The sequence below is a fragment of the Coprococcus sp. BIOML-A2 genome, from assembly GCF_009875795.1.
Taxonomy (GTDB): domain Bacteria; phylum Bacillota; class Clostridia; order Lachnospirales; family Lachnospiraceae; genus Coprococcus; species Coprococcus aceti.
In genome coordinates, this window is the sequence record NZ_WWSI01000004.1 from 76,713 (window position 1) to 98,755 (window position 22,043).

At 43.1% G+C, this 22,043-nt stretch carries 21 protein-coding genes and 1 other RNA gene; all 22 read right to left on the minus strand.

Going from position 1 to position 22,043, the window contains the following annotated elements:
- Positions 1-148: 148 nt before the first annotated feature.
- The 22 genes from plsY to GT575_RS10025 all read right to left on the minus strand — a co-directional run bounded on the left by plsY (position 149) and on the right by GT575_RS10025 (position 21,796).
- Positions 149-808 (minus strand): glycerol-3-phosphate 1-O-acyltransferase PlsY, encoded by a 660-nt coding sequence (gene plsY, locus GT575_RS09920; RefSeq protein WP_015534979.1) that lies wholly within the window; start codon positions 806-808, stop codon positions 149-151.
- Positions 809-810: 2 nt separating this feature from the next.
- Entirely contained in the window at positions 811-2,133 is a 1,323-nt protein-coding gene (gene der / locus GT575_RS09925) for a ribosome biogenesis GTPase Der (RefSeq protein ID WP_022216420.1), read from the minus strand.
- Between the two features lie 25 nt (positions 2,134-2,158).
- Positions 2,159-3,469, minus strand: coding sequence for a DUF512 domain-containing protein (locus tag GT575_RS09930; protein WP_015534981.1), 1,311 nt, complete (start codon positions 3,467-3,469; stop codon positions 2,159-2,161).
- A 62-nt stretch (positions 3,470-3,531) separates the two neighbouring features.
- Entirely contained in the window at positions 3,532-4,377 is an 846-nt protein-coding gene (gene pgeF / locus GT575_RS09935) for a peptidoglycan editing factor PgeF (RefSeq protein ID WP_055222865.1), read from the minus strand.
- 13 nt (positions 4,378-4,390) lie between these two features.
- Positions 4,391-4,750 carry a YraN family protein gene (locus GT575_RS09940; protein ID WP_015534983.1) on the minus strand — a complete coding sequence of 120 codons (360 nt, stop codon included), beginning with the start codon at positions 4,748-4,750 and terminating at the stop codon, positions 4,391-4,393.
- A gap of 40 nt (positions 4,751-4,790) precedes the next feature.
- Positions 4,791-5,546: a ribonuclease HII gene (locus tag GT575_RS09945; protein ID WP_161171934.1), complete on the minus strand. Its 756-nt coding sequence runs from the start codon at positions 5,544-5,546 to the stop codon at positions 4,791-4,793.
- Between the two features lie 64 nt (positions 5,547-5,610).
- Positions 5,611-6,636, minus strand: coding sequence for a signal peptidase I (gene lepB, locus GT575_RS15435; protein ID WP_161171935.1), 1,026 nt, complete (start codon positions 6,634-6,636; stop codon positions 5,611-5,613).
- Positions 6,637-7,485, minus strand: coding sequence for a ribosome biogenesis GTPase YlqF (gene ylqF / locus GT575_RS09955; RefSeq protein WP_015534986.1), 849 nt, complete (start codon positions 7,483-7,485; stop codon positions 6,637-6,639).
- A gap of 10 nt (positions 7,486-7,495) precedes the next feature.
- Positions 7,496-8,068, minus strand: a complete 573-nt coding sequence (gene lepB, locus GT575_RS09960; RefSeq protein ID WP_082418040.1) for a signal peptidase I — start codon at positions 8,066-8,068, stop codon at positions 7,496-7,498.
- A gap of 110 nt (positions 8,069-8,178) precedes the next feature.
- Positions 8,179-8,526 (minus strand): 50S ribosomal protein L19, encoded by a 348-nt coding sequence (gene rplS, locus GT575_RS09965; RefSeq protein ID WP_055272925.1) that lies wholly within the window; start codon positions 8,524-8,526, stop codon positions 8,179-8,181.
- Between the two features lie 319 nt (positions 8,527-8,845).
- Positions 8,846-9,187, minus strand: a transfer-messenger RNA (tmRNA) gene (ssrA, locus tag GT575_RS09970).
- A 94-nt stretch (positions 9,188-9,281) separates the two neighbouring features.
- On the minus strand, positions 9,282-9,629 hold the full coding sequence (locus tag GT575_RS09975; RefSeq protein WP_015534988.1) for a hypothetical protein: 348 nt from the start codon (positions 9,627-9,629) through the stop codon (positions 9,282-9,284).
- 154 nt (positions 9,630-9,783) lie between these two features.
- Positions 9,784-10,257: an SsrA-binding protein SmpB gene (smpB, locus tag GT575_RS09980; protein WP_022216414.1), complete on the minus strand. Its 474-nt coding sequence runs from the start codon at positions 10,255-10,257 to the stop codon at positions 9,784-9,786.
- A complete protein-coding gene (rnr, locus tag GT575_RS09985; RefSeq protein ID WP_022216413.1) occupies positions 10,220-12,403 on the minus strand; it encodes a ribonuclease R in 2,184 nt (727 codons plus the stop codon). The genes smpB and rnr overlap by 38 nt, the downstream gene beginning before the upstream one ends.
- A 116-nt stretch (positions 12,404-12,519) precedes the next feature.
- Complete coding sequence (gene secG / locus GT575_RS09990; RefSeq protein ID WP_015534991.1) at positions 12,520-12,771, minus strand: preprotein translocase subunit SecG; 252 nt, start codon at positions 12,769-12,771, stop codon at positions 12,520-12,522.
- Between the two features lie 91 nt (positions 12,772-12,862).
- A complete protein-coding gene (locus tag GT575_RS09995) occupies positions 12,863-15,526 on the minus strand; it encodes a YfhO family protein (RefSeq protein WP_161171936.1) in 2,664 nt (887 codons plus the stop codon).
- Positions 15,527-15,633: 107 nt separating this feature from the next.
- The gene (gene thiD / locus GT575_RS15440) at positions 15,634-17,115 is read right to left on the minus strand and encodes a bifunctional hydroxymethylpyrimidine kinase/phosphomethylpyrimidine kinase (protein ID WP_082431249.1); all 1,482 of its coding nucleotides are present in this window, start codon (positions 17,113-17,115) and stop codon (positions 15,634-15,636) included.
- Between the two features lie 25 nt (positions 17,116-17,140).
- Positions 17,141-17,785 (minus strand): thiamine phosphate synthase, encoded by a 645-nt coding sequence (gene thiE, locus GT575_RS10005; RefSeq protein ID WP_192934976.1) that lies wholly within the window; start codon positions 17,783-17,785, stop codon positions 17,141-17,143.
- 71 nt (positions 17,786-17,856) lie between these two features.
- Positions 17,857-18,678 (minus strand): hydroxyethylthiazole kinase, encoded by an 822-nt coding sequence (thiM, locus tag GT575_RS10010; RefSeq protein WP_055144359.1) that lies wholly within the window; start codon positions 18,676-18,678, stop codon positions 17,857-17,859.
- Positions 18,679-18,818: 140 nt separating this feature from the next.
- The gene (mscL, locus tag GT575_RS10015; RefSeq protein ID WP_015534993.1) at positions 18,819-19,238 is read right to left on the minus strand and encodes a large conductance mechanosensitive channel protein MscL; all 420 of its coding nucleotides are present in this window, start codon (positions 19,236-19,238) and stop codon (positions 18,819-18,821) included.
- Between the two features lie 145 nt (positions 19,239-19,383).
- On the minus strand, positions 19,384-20,928 hold the full coding sequence (gene gpmI / locus GT575_RS10020) for a 2,3-bisphosphoglycerate-independent phosphoglycerate mutase (RefSeq protein ID WP_015534994.1): 1,545 nt from the start codon (positions 20,926-20,928) through the stop codon (positions 19,384-19,386).
- Positions 20,929-21,037: 109 nt separating this feature from the next.
- Complete coding sequence (locus GT575_RS10025) at positions 21,038-21,796, minus strand: exodeoxyribonuclease III (protein WP_055144946.1); 759 nt, start codon at positions 21,794-21,796, stop codon at positions 21,038-21,040.
- Between the last annotated feature and the right edge of the window lie 247 nt (positions 21,797-22,043).

Consider the following 22,043-nt stretch of genomic DNA (forward strand, 5'->3'; position numbering starts at 1 on the left):
ATCTCGGTTTTATGTATACTCATTATGTTATCTGATTTTGTTTTATCCAGACATCTATAAAACGTAGCTCACTACAAAAAATCCCCTCCTTCCTGTTTTATCCAGTAAGGAGGGGATTCAATAACTCTCTATTCGCTTCCGCTTTCCATCAAGCCTTCTTAGAACCAAACGACAACTTATTCTCCGTTCCCGCTATCAGTCTCTTGATATTCTGCCAATGTCTTATCACGGCCATTCCGGCTATGATTCCCGCCATGATTATTCCTTCGATCATTTTTGCATTCGATGTGAAATTATAATCTCCATGAATTGCAAATACTGTGTATAATATGAAGAATCCGATCATGATCGTAAGTGATCCAACCGATACATATCTTGTTATCACAACACTTATAACGAACGCTGCAAGGAGTATCACTACCAATCTCCAGTCCCACAGACCTACTATCATTCCGCCGCTGGCAGCAATTCCCTTGCCGCCCTTGAACTGCATATAGAATGGGAAGTTATGACCAAGCACAACTCCAAGTCCTGTATACAGTACGAACATGTATGCATTACCTATACCTAGCTGGCCAAGTATGATATGTGTCAGTGAGCAGGCGATTATTCCTTTGAGGAAATCCCCCAGGAAAACTATCAGTCCAGCTTTCTTTCCAAGAACTCTCAGTGCATTTGTCGTTCCCGCATTTCCACTTCCATACTTTCTTATATCAACACCTTTTATCCTGCCGTAAATATACGCTGTCTGAATGAGTCCTACTCCATAGCCCCCAACCAGACATATAGCCCTAATCAACATCTCCATGACTACTTCTCTTTCCTCTCCCTGATTATGAATTTTAGAGGTGTACCTCTGAATCCAAAGGATTCTCTTATCCTGTTCTCTATATAACGTGTATATGAGAAATGCATAAGCTCCTTGTCATTTACAAATATGACAAATGTAGGAGGTTTAACTGACACCTGGGTAATATAATAGAGCTTAAGTCTCTTACCCTTATCTGATGGTGGCTGCTGCATAGCAACCGCCTCACTCATAATCTCATTCAGAACACCAGTAGCTATGCGGAGTGAATGATTCTCTATAACAGCATCTATGGTCTCGAACAGCTTTGGAAGTCTCTGTCCGGTCTGGGCTGATATGAAGAGCAGCTCCGCATACGGCATGTATGAAAGCTTGTTTCTGATCTCCTCTGTAAACTTATATATGGTCTTGTCATTCTTCTCGATAGCATCCCATTTGTTCACAGCTATTATCATTCCCTTGCCACGATCATGTGCGATTCCCGCGATCTTGGCATCCTGATCGGTTATTCCCTCCGTTGCGTCTATTACGAGGACTGCAACATTACATCTCTCAACCGCTGATACTGTTCTTATGATACTGTATCTCTCTATATCCTCTTTAATCTTGCTCTTTCGTCTGAGTCCCGCTGTGTCTATGAATACATATTCTCTGCCATTTCTGACGATCTCTGTATCCACGGCATCTCTTGTGGTTCCGGCTATATCTGATACAATAACCCTGTCCTCACCGAGAAGCTTATTAATTATAGAAGATTTTCCTACGTTTGGCTTTCCTATGATGGCGATTCTAGGTCTCTCATCCTCCGTGTCATCCTTTGCAGACTCATTGAAGTGTGATACCACCTCATCGAGCATATCTCCTATTCCAAGTCTGGATGAACCTGATATAGGATGTGGATCTCCAAGTCCAAGATTATAGAACTCATACACATCCGGCATGAACTTTTCAAAGCTGTCTACCTTGTTGACAACGAGAACTATAGGTTTCTTGGATCTTCTGAGCATATCGGCAACCTTGGCATCATCATCAACCATTCCCTGTCTGACATCCGTCATGAACAGGATGACGTCCGCTGTCTCTATGGCTATCTCCGCCTGTTCTCTCATGCTCTTAAGTATAATATTGTCTGACTCCGGCTCAATTCCTCCTGTGTCTATCAGAGTGAAATTGTAATCCAGCCAGTTGATATCGGCATAAATTCTGTCTCGCGTAACTCCCGGTGTATCCTGAACTATGGATATCTTTTCTCCGGCAAGCACATTGAACAGAGTTGATTTACCTACATTGGGTCTGCCCACTATGGCAACTATAGGTTTACTCATTCTATCTTCCTCCATATATAATTAATTACATATCATCGCCAATTACTGCATGAATAAAATCAGCACCACTTGATTCTACAATACAAACATCGACTTGTAAAGCATCTGTGAGCTCTGCAAGCGTCACATCATCAAGGAATTTTGGCTCATCCGCCATAAGAGTATTGGAAGGCAGTATAAGCCGCTGCCCAAGAGGCTTTCCTGTGAGCTGCTTTCTTATATCTCCCCCCGTAAGCAATCCTGTCACGGTTATTCTATGTCCAAAAAAATCATTAATGATCTTATACAGATGCACCTTCACATTAGGGAACTTCTCAGGGATCCTGTTAGCAAGGAGCTTTATGGAATCATATACGAGCACTCCAGTAACCATGGACACCTCATACTCTCTGTCATCGCCCTCTACGCAGCTCCACTCTTCATCAAACTCATCTATGAGCAGTCTCACCATGCCCACACCATTTTCAAGCTGGATAAAGCCATCATACCTGTCAGCCTCAGGGAAATCCCTGCCAGCATTTATATACCATTCATCACTTGCCTGGACAAAATGTGTGCCATGCTTTTCAAATGCCTTTTTCTGAAAATGTTCTATTATATCAATAACCTCGCAGGCGTCCTCTCTGTTGAACGGTTCAAGATGGAACAAGCCATCTCTGTAATCTGACAAACCGACAGGGACCACGGATAAGCTCTCCATAACAGGAACAAACTCCATAAGATCAGAGATCGTACGCCACAATTCCTCCCCATCATTTATCCCCTTGCACAGAACTATCTGTCCATTCATAGGAATACCAGCTTCATAAAATTTCCTTATATAGTCAAGTATGGCACCGGCAAATCTGTTGTTCAGCATACTGCAGCGCAGCTTGGGATTGGTAGTATGCACCGATATATTTATCGGAGCAAGGTGATAATTGATTATTCTGTCAATATCCTTTTCCTTCATATTAGTAAGGGTAATATAATTTCCCTGAAGAAATGACAGTCTGGAATCATCGTCCTTGAAATATATAGTGTCTCTCATACCTTTCGGGTTCTGATCGATAAAGCAGAATATACACTTGTTATAGCAAGACTTGTAATTATCCATCAGGGAATTTTCAAAAACAATCCCTAGATCCTCGTCATAATCCTTATCTATCTCCAGAAGCCACTCCTCGCCGTCAGACTTCCTCACGAGAAGTTCTATATATTCGTCATTTATGAGATACTGATAGTCAAATATATCCTCTATAGGATGGTCATTGACCGCCAGAATATTATCTCCCGGTTCGATCTCCATCTCCTGGGCTATACTTCCCTCAAGTATTTCCTTTACAATATGTTCCATAATTTCCTCTTTTATATTAATTGTCTACTGATCAAAAGCTGCAGCAAATGAATAACGCCCTATCATTCAGGGAGCATGATCACTGCCGCAAGATTACCCCGCAGGCCTTTGCTCGCCCTGTGTGAAAAAAGCCATTCGCTGTTACAGCATGTACATATATTTGTCACGTCAATATTCTCAGGTTTTACACCTGAATCAACAAGATTGTAATAGTTGGCCTTGTGGAGATCAAGCAGATATTTGCCATTACCCTTGCTAAATACGATCTGAGCCGCCTCTGCTTCCGTATATGCCGCCATAAAGCGTTCAGCTACATCTTCACTCACCTCATAGCAATTCTTGCATATAGAAGGTCCTATGGCGCAAATGAGATTCTCTGGAGATGTTCCATATTCAGACTTCAATCTGTTTATCATATGTCCGCTTATCTTGCTGACGGTTCCCTTCCACCCGGAGTGATTCGCCGCAACAACCTTTTTCACCGGATCATAGAACAATACAGGGACACAGTCCGCATAAAATGTCATAAGTGGTATCCCCGGAACATCCGTCATAAGTCCATCGATCTCCAGAATATCCGACTCTCTGATTATTCCCTTTCCGGCATCCTTCTCTGTAACTTTATATATGTCTGTCTTATGCACCTGATCTGAGAACACAAGCTTTTCGTAATCATACCCCACTGCAGTGGCAAATCTGCGGTGATTCTCCATTACCAGATCCGCATCATCGCCTCTGTGGAAGCTCAGGTTCATGGAACCCAGATATCCCTCACTCACTCCGCCGATCCTGGTGGAGAATGCATTTACAACTCCGGCTCTGTCCAATTTGTCAAATGATATATAATCCACGCCATCCACCGTGTGGACATGTGTTGAATTGTCTTTCCTAATATACTTTATATCCATATCCGCCATCCTATCAATATCCCGAATACTCAAATGCATTTTCTATATGATGTATATCCTCACCAAGTATGGTTATCACATCAAATCTAACCGGGGTGTCCATTCCATATCCATATTTGTTCAGGAAGAATAATGCAGTCCTACATATCTGTCTCTGCTTGCGCACATCGACAGCCTCCTCCGGCAAGCCCTTATGTACTCCGGACCTATACTTCACCTCGATAAACACTATATATCCATCGTGTTTTGCCACTATATCTATCTCACCGCTGGCCACCCTGAAATTCCTGCACAGGATCTCATAGCCCCTGCCAGCCAGATGATCAGCAGCTAAAGCTTCCTTTTCATTACCGGTTGCTCTGCTGTTATACATCATTTCACCTTTCCATGAATATATGTGTGATGATCAATTGTTATACAAAGTTCTTGATAAACGTCCTTCTGTGTATTGCGCACGGACCGATCTTCTTGAGCGCATCAATGTGCTCTGCCGTACCATATCCCATATTTTTTGCAAATCCATAACCCGGATACAGACTGTCATACTCAACCATAAGCCTGTCCCTTGTAACCTTTGCAATTATACTTGCTGCCGCAATCGACGCAGACAGCGTATCACCTTTTATTATGCCTACCTGCTCGATATCAACACCCGGAATATTAACCGCATCGTTTAACAGGAGCTGTGGTTTAACCTGAAGCTTCGATATAGCCTGCTTCATCGCCTTGTAATCTGCATTGAGAACATTTATCTCGTCAATTACTTTCTCGTTTGCCATACCCACGCCTACAGCTACAGCCTTCGCCATGATCTCATCGTATAGAGCCTCCCTCTTCTTCGGTGTGAGCTGCTTAGAGTCGTTGAGGTATAAAATATCACAGTCCTTTGGAAGAATGACTGCAGCAGCCACTACAGGACCTGCAAGCGGGCCTCTTCCGACCTCATCTATACCACATATATATCCCTTATCAGCGTATTTTCTCTCAAATTCAAACATTTTATAGCTGCGGGCTTTTTCCTTTTCAAGAGCATTGATCTTTTTCTGAGCGGACGCTATGATCTTCTTTACCCCATCTCTCTCATCGTCGCCATACTTCTCGATAAGCCCCGAATATTCACTTATATCAGCATCAGCAAATACTTTTTTTATCTCCGCTATACTTTCCATATGTCCTCCACCTAAAAACAAGGACCATTGCCACTTTTTAGGCAACAGCCCCTGATATCTTATCCTATTCTATCTTGCCAAAACCGCCTGTAAATCTGAATACAGCCCTGCCAATGATGTCTTTCTTGTGTATATTGCCAACATCCTCCACACGGCTGTCACGGCTGTTGTTTCTGTTATCTCCCAGAACAAAGTACTCGTCATCACCCAGTGTGATCTCCTCGGCTGCAACTCCGCGCTTGTCGCTGGCTATGGCCTCTCTGCCATACACATCGCCCTCCAGAGGCTCGTCATTTATATAGATAACACCATCTTCGTCTATATACACTGTCTCACCCGGAAGTCCGATTATACGCTTGATGAAGAAGGTCTCATCATCGTCTCCATACGGAAATACAATCACATCAAATCTCTTCGGCGAGCCAAATTCATACTCAAGCTTGTCAATCCATAATGTATCTCCGCTGTGAAGAGTATTGCTCATGGACTCTCCACTGACCTCTGTTCGCTGTCCGACAAATGTGAGCACAGCCCAGCATATGCCAATTACTATTATTATATAAATACACAGAAATATGAGATCCTTGACAATATTGACTTCCTTTTCGGCCTTTTCTTTCTTTTTTGCCTCTTTCTTCTCTTTCCTGAGTTGCTTCTTTAAAGCCTTCTCGTCGAGTTCTCCATCCTCATTGTACACTTCTTCAGAAGAGTCTGTATTAACCGCATCTGCAGTTTTATCTGAGCTCTCAGATTTAGCTGCTCCTGCAGCTTCTTCCGATGTCTCCTTCTGAGATGCTTCTTCCGATTTATCTGCTGTCTCCGCCTTTGCATCAGCCGAACTCTCAGCGACTGCTTTGTCCCATGACCAGGAGGACTTCTCCTTATTTTCCTGCTCATCGTCGGCAGTTTTCTTTTCAGCTTCCTTTGCTTCCTTCGCAGCCTTTTTTGCAGCCTTCTTCTGTTCTTTATCTATCGCTTTCTGACGCTTCTTCTCATATTTGGCGATCTCTTTGTCCCTTTCCTTCTTCGCAGGGTCATCCTCAAATATATCGTTTAACGCATCAGCAACATTCTTGTTTTCTTCACTCATCTAGTCTTCCTTCGGGGTCTCCAATGTAATACGCCCCAGCTTTCCCGATCTGAAATCATCGATCAGCAGAGCCGCAGCCTTGTCATAATCGAGCTCCCCGCCCTTCTTAATGCATTGTCTCTTCTCTGCGATACCTGTCAGCATCTGTACAGGATCATCAACACTTTCAATATTATACCTTTGAACAAGGGTATTACAATAGTTTGCCTGTAAAAATTTAATTAATTCAACCGCTATATCCGTTATGCTGAGTATCTCATCATTGATCGAACCTATGAACGCAAGTCTGAGACCAACGGCCTCATCATCGAATTTCGGCCATAAAATACCGGGAGTATCCAGAAGCTCAATATTCTTTCCAAGTCTTATCCACTGCTTGCCTTTTGTGACACCAGGCTTATTTCCAACCTTGGTGCAGGCCTTTCTCGCATAGGAATTGATAAACGTGGATTTGCCGACATTCGGGATACCGACTATCATCGCCCTTATCGGACGGTTTATGATTCCCCTTTTTCTATCCCTCTCTATCTTCTCTTTGCAGGCCTCCTGCACGATATTGTTGATACTCTTCATCCCCATACCGTCACGGGCATTTATCTTTGCAACGGCAAAGTCTTTATTCTTATAATAGTTTTCCCACTTTGTTGTGACTGCATCATCCGCAAGATCTGATTTGTTGAGGAGTATGAGTCTGTATTTGTTCTTTGCAAGCTCGTCTATATCAGGATTCTTACTACTGAATGGGATTCTTGAATCCACCAGCTCTATGACGATATCTATAAGTTTTATATCCTCCTGCATCATTCGTCTTGCTTTTGTCATATGTCCGGGATACCACTGTATATTCATATCTCTACCTCTATTTTATCTTTACTCTGCCCAGCATCTCGCTCTTTTGTACATTGCCAACCGCCTGAAATCTTGAATCCTGGCTGTTGTCCGGATTGTCTCCGAGCAGGAAGTATTCATTCTCTCCAAGTGTGATCGCAGATTCCGCTATTCCGGCTGTTTTTATCTCACAGTCGACGGGATAATCTGCAAGCGGATTGCCATTTATATATACCTGACCATTCTGGATAAGCACAGTCTCACCCGGCAGGCCTACCACTCTCTTGATGGAATAGTATTCGTCCTGATTCTCAACTATACGATACGCTACCACATCGTATCTTTCCGGGGATGTCACCAGATAAACAGCCTTATTGACCAGATACGATTCTCCATCCGTCAGTGTCGGCTCCATGGATGGTCCTACCATATATACCGTCTGGAATCCAAATGCAACAAAACCATAACCAAGTATAGCCGCTGTCAGTATCGATATGAACCAGCCAAGTGCGCTCTTCATAGTCTTTTTCAATGATCTCTGTTGTCTTCTCTGACGCCTTTTTTCTCTCCTTATCCTTCGGAGTCTGTCATATCTCTCACTCATGAATTCTATCCTTCAATCATCAATATATTTGTTCAGTTCATTTCATCCATTCTAAAAATGGCTGGAGTAGAAATACTCCAGCCACTTTTACTTTCATGTTACAAGCTTTATTATTTAACAAGCTCCTTAACCTTTGCTGCCTTACCAATTCTTGAACGTAAGTAGTAAATCTTAGCTCTTCTAACTTTACCTTTTCTTACAACTTCAATCTTCTCAACGAAAGGTGAGTGTACAGGCCATGTCTTCTCAACACCGCATCCGCTAGAGATCTTTCTAACTGTGAATGTCTCTCTGTTGCTTCCGCCCTGTCTCTTTACTACAGTACCCTCGAAGATCTGGATTCTCTCCTTGTTACCCTCTTTGATTCTGTTGTGTACCTTAACAGTGTCTCCTACGTTGAACTCATCAACGCTCTCCTTCATCTGTGAAGCTTCAAGATTCTTAATGTAATCGTTCATTGTGTTCCTCCTTAATATTCTGATGTTCTTACTACCATATCCACCGGATATATGGGCACAGAGGACCATCACTCTTTTCACAACTCATTTAATATAACATACTGAAATTGTAGATGCAAGAAGAATTTTCGGATTTTATCCGTTTTTTAGCAAACAGGGCATATAGATTGATTTCTATATGCCCTGTTGCATTAAATATCTTGTTCGACTTAATTCAGTCAAGTGGAGCAGACGCATTAGAAGACGAACTTCGTTCGCAGGCGTCTGCGTGCTTAACAAGGATTCCTCCCACATACGGCGGGCCCCTCCTTATGAAAATTAGTGGAGCTGGCGGGAGTCGAACCCGCGTCCAAAAGCTCATTCACTACAGTTTCTTCCATCACAGTCAGTGCTTTAACATTCCCTCAGCCTATCGCCCACTAACATGCTATAGACCTTAGTAGCTTCATGGATTTTCCTACATCGCAAAGCTTAGATGCAGGAGTTTGCCGAAAATCGACGCCATTCCTAAAGGCTCGGCGTTCCTAAAGGATGACGACTGCCCTTAGGCAGCGTATGCTAAATTATCGTTAGCGTTTATTTTTTTTCCAGCTTTTAGCGTGGCTCTGGTCCACGGATGGCTTCCATAGCTTCAAAACCCCTGTCGAAACCAGTCAACCCCTGATCATAGATCAGTGATAACCAATCATTTATAATATATGCAGCAAATATCAAAATAATACTTGCGCCTATATATCTTAATTTATCAGATGCTCTTACTCAGCGTCAGCAGTTGTATCTTCCTCTGCATCTGTCGCCTCTGCTGTATCTTCTGCATTTTCAGTTGTGTCTGCTGTGTCCTCAGCATCGGAAGCTGTGGCAGAAAACAGAGTGTCATAACCGCTGTCCTTCCAAGTCTTGTCTACATATTCTGACAAGCCTGAAGCATCAACATACTTAGGTATCGCCTTATATATCTTCACACCCGCAACGCTTCCAACTATAGCAGCGATAACAACGATCGTAACTGTTATAGCAATAATCTTCTTGATCTTCTGCTTCCTGAGTATCTCCTTGCGGTGCTTTTTCTCATATTTCTTCTTATCTACTTTACTCTGACTCATAACGTCCTTCTCCAGACTATCGTTTATTTGATTCCGATACACACATTATATCTGAACCAACTTATCTTATTCAACACCTTGTTAGTATAACACAAGCTGCATTATAATTCCAATAATAAGTTTGATTTCACAGAAATTCCACAAACGCTCACGATCAGAAGTCCTTGCTCCTGCTCTTAAGATCTCTCTCCATCTCGCGCTTCATATCCTTCTTGGCGATATCCTCACGTTTGTCGTAGAGCTTCTTACCTCTTGCCAGACCTATCTCCATCTTGACAAGTCCATCTCTGATATATACCTTGAGTGGCATAATTGTATAACCCTTCACCTTCTGCTGTCCGATGAGCTTGTTGATCTCGTACCTGTGGAGCAGCAACTTTCTCGTCCTGAGCGGATCTTTATTGAATATATTCCCCCTCTCATATGGGTTGATATTCATTCTGTACACATACACCTCGCCGTGGTCTATTCCGACAAATGCTTCCTTGATACTGCAGTGTCCCTGTCTTATGGACTTTACCTCGGTTCCCACAAGCTCTATTCCGGCCTCAAACTTCTCTTCTATAAAATACTCGTGATATGCCTTTTTGTTATTTGCGATGAGAGTGTTTCCTCTTTCCTTTGACAAATGTATCCTCTCCTTTATATACAATACTGAAATCTATCGACTTCGTCATCTTGTCTGTATTCTTCACCTTTATCTGTATAGGATCACCGATGGCATATTGTTTGCCCGTGTCCTCACCTATCATAGCATAATCTTCCTGAGAAAAATAGTAATAATCGTCGCGCATATCTGCCACGTTCACAAAGCCTTCCACCGTATTCGGCAGTTCCACGAACATTCCCCGGTTTGTAACTCCTGAGACAAATCCGTCATAGACCTCGCCAATGTGAGCTGACATATATTCCACCTTCTTGAGCTTCTCCACATCACGCTCAGCTTCCTCAGCTCTTCTCTCCTTGCGCGAATTGTCATCAGCCACCCTGTCAAGTATCATGCTGTAATGTTCTATTCTCCTCGAGTCAAGTCTGCCATGTATATTTTCCTTTATTATACGATGTATCTGCAGATCTGGATATCTCCTTATAGGAGAAGTAAAATGACAGTAATACTTACACGAAAGTCCAAAATGTCCTGTGCACTCCGTTGAATACTTCGCCTGTTTCATGGTCCTCAGCGCCATCCTGCTCACAAGATTCTCATAAGGCTCACCCTTTATCCTGTCAAGCAGCTTCTGGAATTCTTTCGGATGTATATTCTCCTTTGATGCCTTAAAGTACATTCCAAAATTACTTATAAGGAGCGCCAGCTGCTCAACCCTGTCTGCATCAGGTGTCTCATGGACTCTGTACTCAAATGGTATATCCTGCCAGAAATAATCCTCAGCAATCGTCTCATTTGCAGCAAGCATAAAATCTTCAATGATCTCATTGGATCTGCGTCTCTCATATACACCTATTGATACAACTTTGCCGTCGGAGTCTATCTTGATCTTCGATTCGTCAAAATCAAAATCTATTGAGCCTCGCTTTCTTCTGTTAGCTCTGAGAAGATCCGACACATGAAGCATCATCTCGAACATAGGCACAAGCTCCTCATATTTTCTGGTCTCCCCTGGATCGTGATCCTCGACAATTGCAGACACACTTGTATATGACATTCTACGGTCCACATTGATCACAGTCTCACATATCTTATGTCCTACTATGTGGCCCTTCTGATCTATGTCCATAAGGCAGCTCAGCGCCAATCTGTCCTGCCCTTCATTCAGCGAACAGATACCATTTGACAGCTTGTGCGGAAGCATAGGTATTACCCTGTCCACGAGATAACAGCTTGTACCTCTGTTAAGTGCCTCTTTATCCAGAGGGGAATTCTCCTTTACATAGTGGGTCACGTCAGCTATGTGCACACCAAGCTTGTACATTCCGTCCGCCTCATAGAGTGTTATGGCATCGTCCAGGTCTTTTGCATCCTCGCCATCTATCGTCACTGTCTGAAGATGTCGGAGATCCGTTCTGCCTGCCATCTCCGATGCGCTGACAAAATCAGGGATCTGTGAGAGGCTGTCCATGACCTCGTCAGGAAAATCGACTGGAATGTCCAGAGCTCTGACCACAGACAGCACGTCACTCTCCGGATCATTTATATGTCCAAGTATCTCTATAATCTTTCCCTCCGGAGACTTCACTTTGTCTCCATAACTGATGATCTCCGCCACAACCTTATGTCCAGCCATGGCGCCCATGGAATTTTCCTTGGATATAAATATGTCTCCATCTATTTTCAGATTGTCAGGTATGACAAATCCAAAGTTCTTATTCTTCTGATAGACTCCGACAACCTTCTTTAGTCCACGCTCAAGTACCTTTATAACCGATGCTTCCTGCTTCATTCCCTTCGGTCTGTCCTCCGCACGTATGAGGACTGTATCACCGTGGAACGCTCCCATGGTATTCTTCTCAGGGACAAAGAAATCCTCCTTCATGCCCTCAACGCGGACAAATCCAAAACCTCTCTGATTGCCGATAAATGTTCCCTTGTATGTCCCTTCTCCGACCTTCTGATATCGTCCTTTTGCCGATCTGATGATCAGTCCCTCCTCTGTGAGGTCATTCAGTATATCGAGAAATGTCTGTCTCTCATCTCCCGGGACCTGAAGGAATGTACACATCTCCTTGAACTTCATAGGCGGATAATCATCATCGCATATAAATTCATATACCGTCTGTTTTCTTCTGTTGTATAACTCCAAATCCTTATTATCCATAACAAACCCTTTCTATATACATTATGCCCGCATCCCTACCGCACAAATACATTGCATAATGAGCAAAAAAATGCTTACATATATCAGTTAATATATGTAAGCATCAGAAATCATTATTAGTTGAAAAGCTTTGAGTCAAGCAGTAATGCAAGTACAAAGAAGAGAACTGTGAGAACTGCTGTTATCTTCTTAAGTATCTCCTGCTTTGAGCTTCCCTTATTCTTGCTCCAGTAGGAATTGTCAAATCCGCCGCCTGCTCCTGATATGGAACTTGTAAGGCTCGCATCCTTTCCTTCCTGTGAAAGAACCACTATTGCTAATACTATACATACTATAACATAAATTACCATTAATATTGTCTTCAGCATCTTAACACCTCCGTTTCCGAAAAAATGGTGTGTGTATAATTTTAACACCAACTTGAAACATAATAACACAACAAAATAATATATTCAATAACTATTTTCTTCGTTTTCTGTAAAACTCCGCAAATACCAGCATTGCGATACCTATTATCGAACAGGCAATACCTGCGCCTGCATATTTCACATGGAATTTCATCTCAACAACATTCTCACCCTCAACAAGACTTATAGAATACAGGCTGTCTACCACCTTATCCGGCTGTACCTTCTGGCCGTTAACTTTGACTGTCCAACCATCACAGTAAGGAATAGATGTGAATAAACTCTGTCCTTCCTTGGCATTTACAACAAATTCTGCGCTGCCATTTTCTATATCCATCACATCAGGGGTATTTTTCTCAAGCTCCTCTGCTATGCTTTTCAGCAAATCCAGATCAAGAACATAAAACTGCTCTGCTCCATCATCCAGATCTAGCTTCTGCTTTGAGTGAAGCACAACCTTGTAGTAATCACGATCCTCATTTACAGGAATATTGAACACTGACGGCGAAAGCCATCTGGCATATCCGGTCCTGTATATTCCATTGACATTCAGCTTTGCGTTAAACAGACTGTTCCATGGGATATTGCCATAAGCGATGTAATTGCCTTCCGGGATCTCCATCTTGTATACACGCTTCTTCGCTTTACTTACAACCGTCTCGTACTTTAAAGGCTTATAGATCTCAACCTTTCTGCCGAGCAGCTCGCTGTAGAGCTCATTTTGATATTCAAACGGATTGCCGTTATATTTTGCCGCTGTATATTTGCCTGAATCATATACAAATGCCATAGGCAGGCTGTATGGGTTCTCGTATACACCGGCTCCATTTGCATTGTCTGCAATATCCTCTACTTTATCCATGCCCTCCAAAGCATAATCAGATACGATGTATCTGACTCCCAGCAGTGAATCAGTTCCAAGCACCGGCATGTTGACAACACTTAGGTTATCGCCTTCGCTCCTGTATCCCGTGTCCACAAGGAAGTTCAGCACTGTGCTGTCAGCGGTTGACACATACGATCCTATCGCCCAATACCCATAACCAAACGACTCGTCATAATTTGCTCTGACATTGTTCTTATATTTAAAATTATCATCCGTATCTTTGCCATTATTGTTTTTCTTTTTTTCGAGTGATCTTGTCGCCCTTGATCTGGTCTGGCTGATCCTGTATGTATCGGAATCATATTCTTTCAGATCATTTATAAGGCCTTCCATAGCCGTCTCATACTCAACAAAACTCTCACCGTTGTCGATATGGATATTGTCCATTTGCAACATCACGCTGTATCCTGTCTCAACAGTCAGCACTGCACACAGAATGACCGTAAATATAATCCCGAACACTCTTCCGGCTCCTACGTTTTTCGAAAGCCTGCTTATGAGTGCTATCAAAACGGCTACCCCTACAATAAGCGCATCGGTCAGCCATACAAGTTTGTTATCCTGGACTCCATGCAGATAGTTTACACCAAGCATAGCCGCACTGAATATCGCACTTGCAATGATAACCCGCCATTTTACAGCATTCAGATCCTCCGAGAGGAAAAATTCAGCGGCAAAGAATAATATGCAGAATATTCCAACATGTGAATATCTGTACCAATATGATCCAACCTCTTTGAACAGAGAAAATGCCATGCACAATGGATTCCAGTAAAACATGAGCAGCATTACCACAAGCGTGACAAATGCTAATATCTTCTGCTTTACATTGTGTTTCTTACCGATGAAGATTCCAATAAATCCTATCAACGCCAGACATCCGCAGTACAGAGACACGCTTCCCTTCTGACTCTGTGCGCCAAGCGAATATCCGTCTATCACAGATGAAACATCACCGATAAATGACATGTCGAGCAGAGAGCCTAAATCAAGACTTCCTCTTACACTGTAACGCATCGCACCTATCGTCGGAAGGAACAACACCCCACTGATCAGAACTCCCGCCAGCATTGAATATATAAACCGTCCAAGTTTTCCGGCAAAATCCTTTATGACAGTCTTCTCAGCCTTAGTATCCCCACTGTACAATCTTGAATATGCAAATTCAAACAAAAACCAGAAACAGGCAAATACACAGTTGATTCCGCCCATATACCAGTTGAACAGAACTGCCAATGCAACTGATACGGAAAGCATAACAGGCCTGCCACCGTTAACCACTCTGTACACGCCCAGCATTATGAGCGGTAACATATAGAAGCCGTCAAGCCACATTATATTACATGCCTGGGCGATTCCATACTGACTCACTGCATAGCTCACCGCCAGAAAAATGATAAGTGCCTGTTTTTTCACAGAACCATCATTCCACTCTTCAAATCTCATGTTGAGATAAAATGCAAATGTCGCCGCCGCACAGGCAAGCTTTAACGTTATGATCACATGTACGAACAATACAAGCTGGGATTTGTCGAATAACAACAGCAATAAATTGAACGGGCTGGAAAGATAGTAACTGAATACTCCTATGCAGGCCCCTCCTATAGATTTGCTGAAAGAATAATCTATATTATTTTTGCCGTCAAATACATCCTTCAGATATGCCAGAAAATCAAGATACTGAAAATCAGCATCCTTGGATGCGAGTGAATGTACTCCGAACGGCACATACTTTTTTATATAAAACAGAAGCCACAGCAGGCAGAATGTGATAATGCCCGCTGTAAGCATCTGAATAACGAGCTGTTTTCTCTGTTCTTTCTCCATCATATTCTTCTCCAGATTATTTAGTTTTAATATAATACTACACAATCTGTGAAAATACTATATAGATTAAAACTTTTTAATGAAAGAATTTCTAACTTTTACATACTGATTTATAACATATACCTACTTCGTATATCGAAACCATGATTCAGCGGTCCACTGCCCGATCCCAGATCCAGCATGGCCGCCAGGGCACCGGATATATATTGTTTGGCCATTCTAACTGAATCACTTACATCATATTCCTTTGCGAGATTTGAAGCGATCGCACTTGAAAGCGTACATCCTGTGCCATGTGTATTCGGATTATCAATACGCTTACCCGAAAACCAGGTGATATTCTCCCCGTCAAAAAGCATATCATTTGCATCATTTATGCTGTGTCCACCCTTTACAAGGACAGCGCAGCCATACTTTCCGTATATACATCTGGCAGCATTCTCCATATCAGCTACGCTCTTCACCGATATACCAGTGAGCGCCTCAGTCTCAGGTATGTTTGGCGTTATGAGCTTTGCAAGTGGGAACAGTTTACCGGTCATGACCTCCACCGCATCATCGCTTATAAGCTTAGCACCACTGGTCGCCACCATCACAGGGTCAAGCACGACATTCTCCGCATTGTATCTGGCAAGTCTGTCAGCTATCACATCAATAAGTTCAGGAACAGATACCATTCCTATCTTGACCGCTTTCGGCCGTATATCGGTAAACACCGCATCTATCTGGGCGCCAAGTACATCAGGGATAACGTTCATGATAGCAGTCACTCCTGTGGTATTCTGAGCCGTGAGGGCTGTGATCGCACTCATACCAAATACGCCATTTGCCTGCATGGTCTTGAGATCCGCCTGCACACCTGCGCCACCTGAGGAATCGCTTCCGGCTATGGTGAGGACAGGCACAAGACGGCTTCTGTCAGAATTTATACTGCACAGCATGTCATCCATACTCTTAAAATAATGATCACAATGTGCTATAAGATCTCCCTGTCTGTCCCTGCTGGATTCGTCAAAGAGACCGACCACAACAAATCCTCCGTTCTGTGCTGTCTCCGCCGCATGATATGCGTCCTCGAATACAAATGTATCCGAAGCCGGAGTTCCCATAAACTCAGCCGCCATCTCATATATCTTAGGTGAGGCTGCCTTGCCCACGCCCACCTCAGAACATGTAAATATCCTGTCAACATACTTCATAAGTCCTGTCCGCACAAGTGCTGCCTCAACATGGCATCTGTCTGTGGATGTTGCAACAGTGACCGGGATATCATATCTCTTTAAGAACCTCAGCAGTTCAGGCACACCTGACTTCGGCTCAACTTTATTTGCATAGAAATCGCGCACAGTCTCATTGATACCGTCTATAATCTCCTTCGCGCTGAGTTCAAGTCCATAGTGTTCCTGCATATATTCTGCGCCCTTCATCATGGTCATGGTGAAAAGCACCTTCTCAAGATCAGGTTCTGCCTGTATCCCTTGCCCCGCCAGATACATCTCTCCGGCATGATCCCACATAGGCATAGAGTCAAGCAGAACCCCATCCATATCAAATATCGCACCTTTTATATCACTGATAACTATTTTTTTCATGTACACCTCTATATCATATATTTAGTCAGGCATCAAGCATATTCTCTACAGAAAACTTGAGCTCCTCTGTGGCCTTCTGTATGTCCTTCTGTCCGAATATGGCACTTATAACTGCCACACCGCATATTCCAGAGCCCGCAAGCTCGGCCACATTATCCTTTGTTATGCCGCCTATGGCAATGACCGGTATGGACACCGCCTCACAAATGGCCTTGAGAGTTTCATGGCTCACATCGTCCGCGTCATCCTTTGAACCTGTTGTAAACACTGCTCCTACACCAAGATAATCTGCGCCGTGCTTTTCCGCTATAATCGCCTGCTCGACAGTCTGTGCAGACACTCCAATTATCTTGTCAGGGCCGAGTATCTTTCTGACGTCCATGGCCTCCATATCACTCTGTCCCACGTGTACACCGTCAGCATCTATATCCTTTGCTATGCTGACCTCGTCATTGACGACAAATGGAACTCCATATTCCTTACAAAGCTTCTGTATCTCCTTCGCCTCAGCGAGGAAGACTTCTCTGTCGAGATTCTTCTCCCTGAGCTGTACAAATGTTGCACCGCCGTCAAGTGCCTTCTTTACCTGATCATACAGAGTCTCTTCACCAAGCCAGTGTCTGTCAGTTACTGCGTAGAGCAAGAGCTCTTTCTCACTGCAATTTATCATACTATCTGTCCTTCCTATATGTTTTGATCCCGATCTGATGCAGATCCAGGCAATTATTAGACTTCCGTCAATTATCTGATTTCAAACTTTGCGCCCTGTTCAAGTGTATCCCCGTCCATATTGTATATGGCGTCGATTATCCTGTTCCTGTATGTTGAATTACCCTCAAATGCCTGCAGATGGGAATAACCGATCTCCCCAGCAAGTCCCATGACCATGACAGCCACTGCAGCAGCCTCAAGCTTGTTGTCCTGATTTGCCACAACATATGCTGTCATCATTCCTGAGAGCTGGCAGCCTGTTCCAGTGATCTTACCCATCTCAGGACGGCCGTTTCTGATTACATAACATTTCTCGCTGTCCGCAACAAGGTCTATTGCGCCTGTTACAGCTATGATAGATCCCGTTTCAGCAGATAGCTTCTTGACAAATGCCACTGCATTATCAAGCGTATCCTCCGTAACCGCATCTGCCACATCGGCATCAACACCCTTTGTGCTGCCGGAACCATATGCCAGAGTTTTGATCTCAGAGATATTTCCCCTTATAACATCAAATCTAATCTCCTTCATAAGTCCAACAGCCGTATCAGTTCTGAGCTTACTTGCTCCTGCTCCAACAGGATCGAGAAGTACAACATGTCCAAGTTCATTTGCCTTCTTCCCTGCCAGGTACATTGATGGAATAGTGTTCTTGTTAAGTGTTCCTATGTTGATATTCAGACCACCACATATACTTGTGATATCCTCCACGTCACCCTCATCATCCGACATGATAGGACTTCCACCGCACGCCAGAATGACATTTGCCACATCATTTACAGTTACATAGTTTGTTATATTGTGTACCAGAGGTACATTCTTTCTCACATTTTCAAGGCACTCTTTTATCATGTTTTTCTATCTCCTTTATATATACTCTGTTGTTTATCTGCTAATCTTTTTTGACGAAAAGCGGCCATACCATAAGGCACAGCCGCTTTTCTTATGCTGTATGTATCCCTACGCCGGCGCTGATCCAGGTCAGACCTGATCTACTCCTGGGCAGGAGGTACATCAGATGTACAATGCATACACTTTGTTGCTTTGATATCTATCTCACCCATACAGTATGGGCACTTTCTTGTGAGAGGAGCTGCCTCCTCTTTCTTCTTACCAAGATCCATGATCGCATTGATCCCCTTCATGATGACAAATATAACAAATGCCATGATTATGAAGTTGATAACTGCTGAAATAAACGCTCCATACTCGATATACTGTCCTGTATGGAATATCTGAAAATGTCCACCAATCTCTGCTCCACCGATACTGTTGATTATTGGTGTGATGAAACAGTCTGTAAAAGATGTAACCAATGACTGGAACGCTCCACCAATGATAACACCGATTGCAAGACTCATCACATTTCCCTTAAGGGCAAACTCCTTAAACTCTTCCAAAAACTTCTTCATATGTATCCTTCCAACTGAATACAGCACCAATCATAACAAACTTATATTATAATTCGGTGCCGTATCTTTTATTTATTGTTTCTCGCGCAATTGATATGACATATATCTACATTTGCTGTCATCGCTAATCGCACATCATCTTTTTTTACTTTCTTACAATAAGTGACTTGCCTGTCATCTCCTTAGGCTGAGGAAGTCCCATAACCTCAAGAAGTGTAGGTGCGATATCTGCAAGACATCCGCCCTCACGAAGCTCTACATCTTCACCATAGTTGTAAAGGATAAATGGTACAGGGTTAGTTGTATGAGCTGTATGTGGAGCACCGGTCTCATAGTTGATCATCTGCTCTGCGTTACCATGATCAGCACAGATAAAGAGAACACCATCAACCTTATCAATTGCCTCTACAGCAGCGCCAACGCACTTGTCAACTGTCTCTACAGCCTGGATAGCTGCTGGGATAATACCTGTATGACCAACCATATCAGGGTTTGCAAAGTTGATGATGATCACATCATACTCGCCACCAAGGATAGCTGCATTGAGCTTCTCGCTTACCTCTGGAGCACTCATCTCTGGCTGAAGGTCATATGTTGCTACAGCAGGTGACTTTACAAGGATTCTGTCCTCGTTCTTGTTAGGCTCCTCAACACCGCCGTTGAAGAAGAATGTTACATGAGCATACTTCTCTGTCTCAGCAAGTCTGAGCTGCTTGAGGCCCTTAGCTGCAAGGTACTCACCAAATGTGTTGTCAATCTCTTCCTTCTTGAATGCTACAAGCTTGTTAGGTATTGACTCGTCGTAGTCCTTGAAACATACATATGTGAGTGGCATGCGGCCATTTGCTCTCTCAAATCCATCAAAATCATCACAGCAGAATGCTCTGGTGATCTCGCGTGCTCTGTCTGGTCTGAAGTTGAAGAATATAACTGAATCATTTGGCTTAACAAGTGATACAGGCTTACCATTCTCTGTGATTACTGTAGGAAGAACGAACTCATCATATACTTCCTTGTCATATGACTCCTGCATAGCCGCAACCGGGTCCTCAGCCTGAACGCCCTCACCTGTTACAAGTGACTTGTATGCAAGCTCTACTCTGTCCCATCTGTTATCTCTGTCCATTGCGTAGTAACGGCCTGACATAGATGCAACCTTACCTACACCAATCTCCTTCATCTTTGCGATAAGCTCCTCAAGGTATCCCTTACCTGATGCAGGCGGTGTATCTCTTCCATCGAAGAATGGATGAACGTATACGTTCTCAAAGTTCTGCTTCTTGCAGAGCTCAAGGATCGCATAAAGGTGTGTATTGTGGCTGTGAACACCACCATCTGAGAGAAGTCCCCAGAGATGAAGATCTGAATTGTTCTTCTTGCAGTTTTCTATTGCAGCAAGCATCTCCTCGTTCTCAAAAAAATCTCCATCAGCGATTGCCTTTGTGATTCTTGTAAGCTCCTGATATATGATACGGCCTGCGCCGATATTCATATGACCTACCTCTGAATTGCCCATCTGACCGTCTGGAAGTCCTACAGGAAGTCCTGAAGCTGCGCCCTGCACAAATGGTGCTGTAGCCATAAGTTTGTCCATAACAGGTGTCTTTGCAAGTGCTACTGCATTGCCCTCTGTCTTGTCACTGAGACCATATCCGTCGAGGACCATTAAAACTACTGGTTTCTTACTCATAATTTTTCTCCTTTTTATTTATTCCGGCTAAATGCCTCTTAATCATAATTCACTCATTTGAGATTATACTTATATAATGCCTATTTTTCAAGTTCAAATCCAACTCAAGTCACAGGTCAATATCCAGTTCAACCGGGCAGTGATCAGATCCCATGATATCAGTGTGTATCTTAGCATCGACAAGCTTGTCCTTCAAACTCTCAGATGTGAGAAAATAGTCGATACGCCAACCTGCATTCTTCTCCCTTGCCTTGAATCTGTACGACCACCATGAGTAGATATTTTCCTGATCCGGATAAAAATATCTGAATGTGTCGATGAAGCCATCATCTAGAAGCACCGTCATCTTCTCTCTTTCCTCATCAGTAAATCCCGCATTCTTCCTGTTTGTCTTTGGATTTTTCAGATCTATCTCATTGTGAGCCACGTTCATATCGCCGCACACTATAACAGGCTTATTCTCCTCAAGCTTTTTCAGATATGCTCTGAAATCATCCTCCCACTTCATCCGGTAATCAAGCCTTGCAAGCTCGTTCTGTGAATTTGGTGTATATACAGTCACCATGTAGAAGTTCTCATATTCAAGTGTTATGACACGACCCTCATGGTCGTGTTCATCTATGCCTATACCTTTTGTTTCACTCAAAGGTTTCTCTTTTGTGAAAATAGCCGTACCTGAATATCCCTTCTTATCCGCATAGTTCCAATACTGATAATATCCTGGCATATCAAGTGTGAGCTGTCCCTCCTGCATCTTGGACTCCTGTATACAGAATATGTCTGCATCTATGCTGTTAAAAAAGTCCATGAAGCCTTTACCGGCGCATGCCCTTATTCCATTTACGTTCCATGAGATAAGTTTTTTCATAAATTTATATACCATTTTATCCTTTCATTATTATTTGGGGAAAATCATGTTTTATTTTAACATGTCGCCTACCGGCTCCATGCAGGCATTCGCATTATGACGGCTTGCGCAAGCGCATCCGTCGCAATGCTCATTATATCATACAAACACCCATTCTGACTGTCAAATCATTAAAAATTCACCAAAATCCTGCTATGGCCACAATGAAAAAGGCAGCGACGATCCGCCGCTGCCTAAGGGTATATAT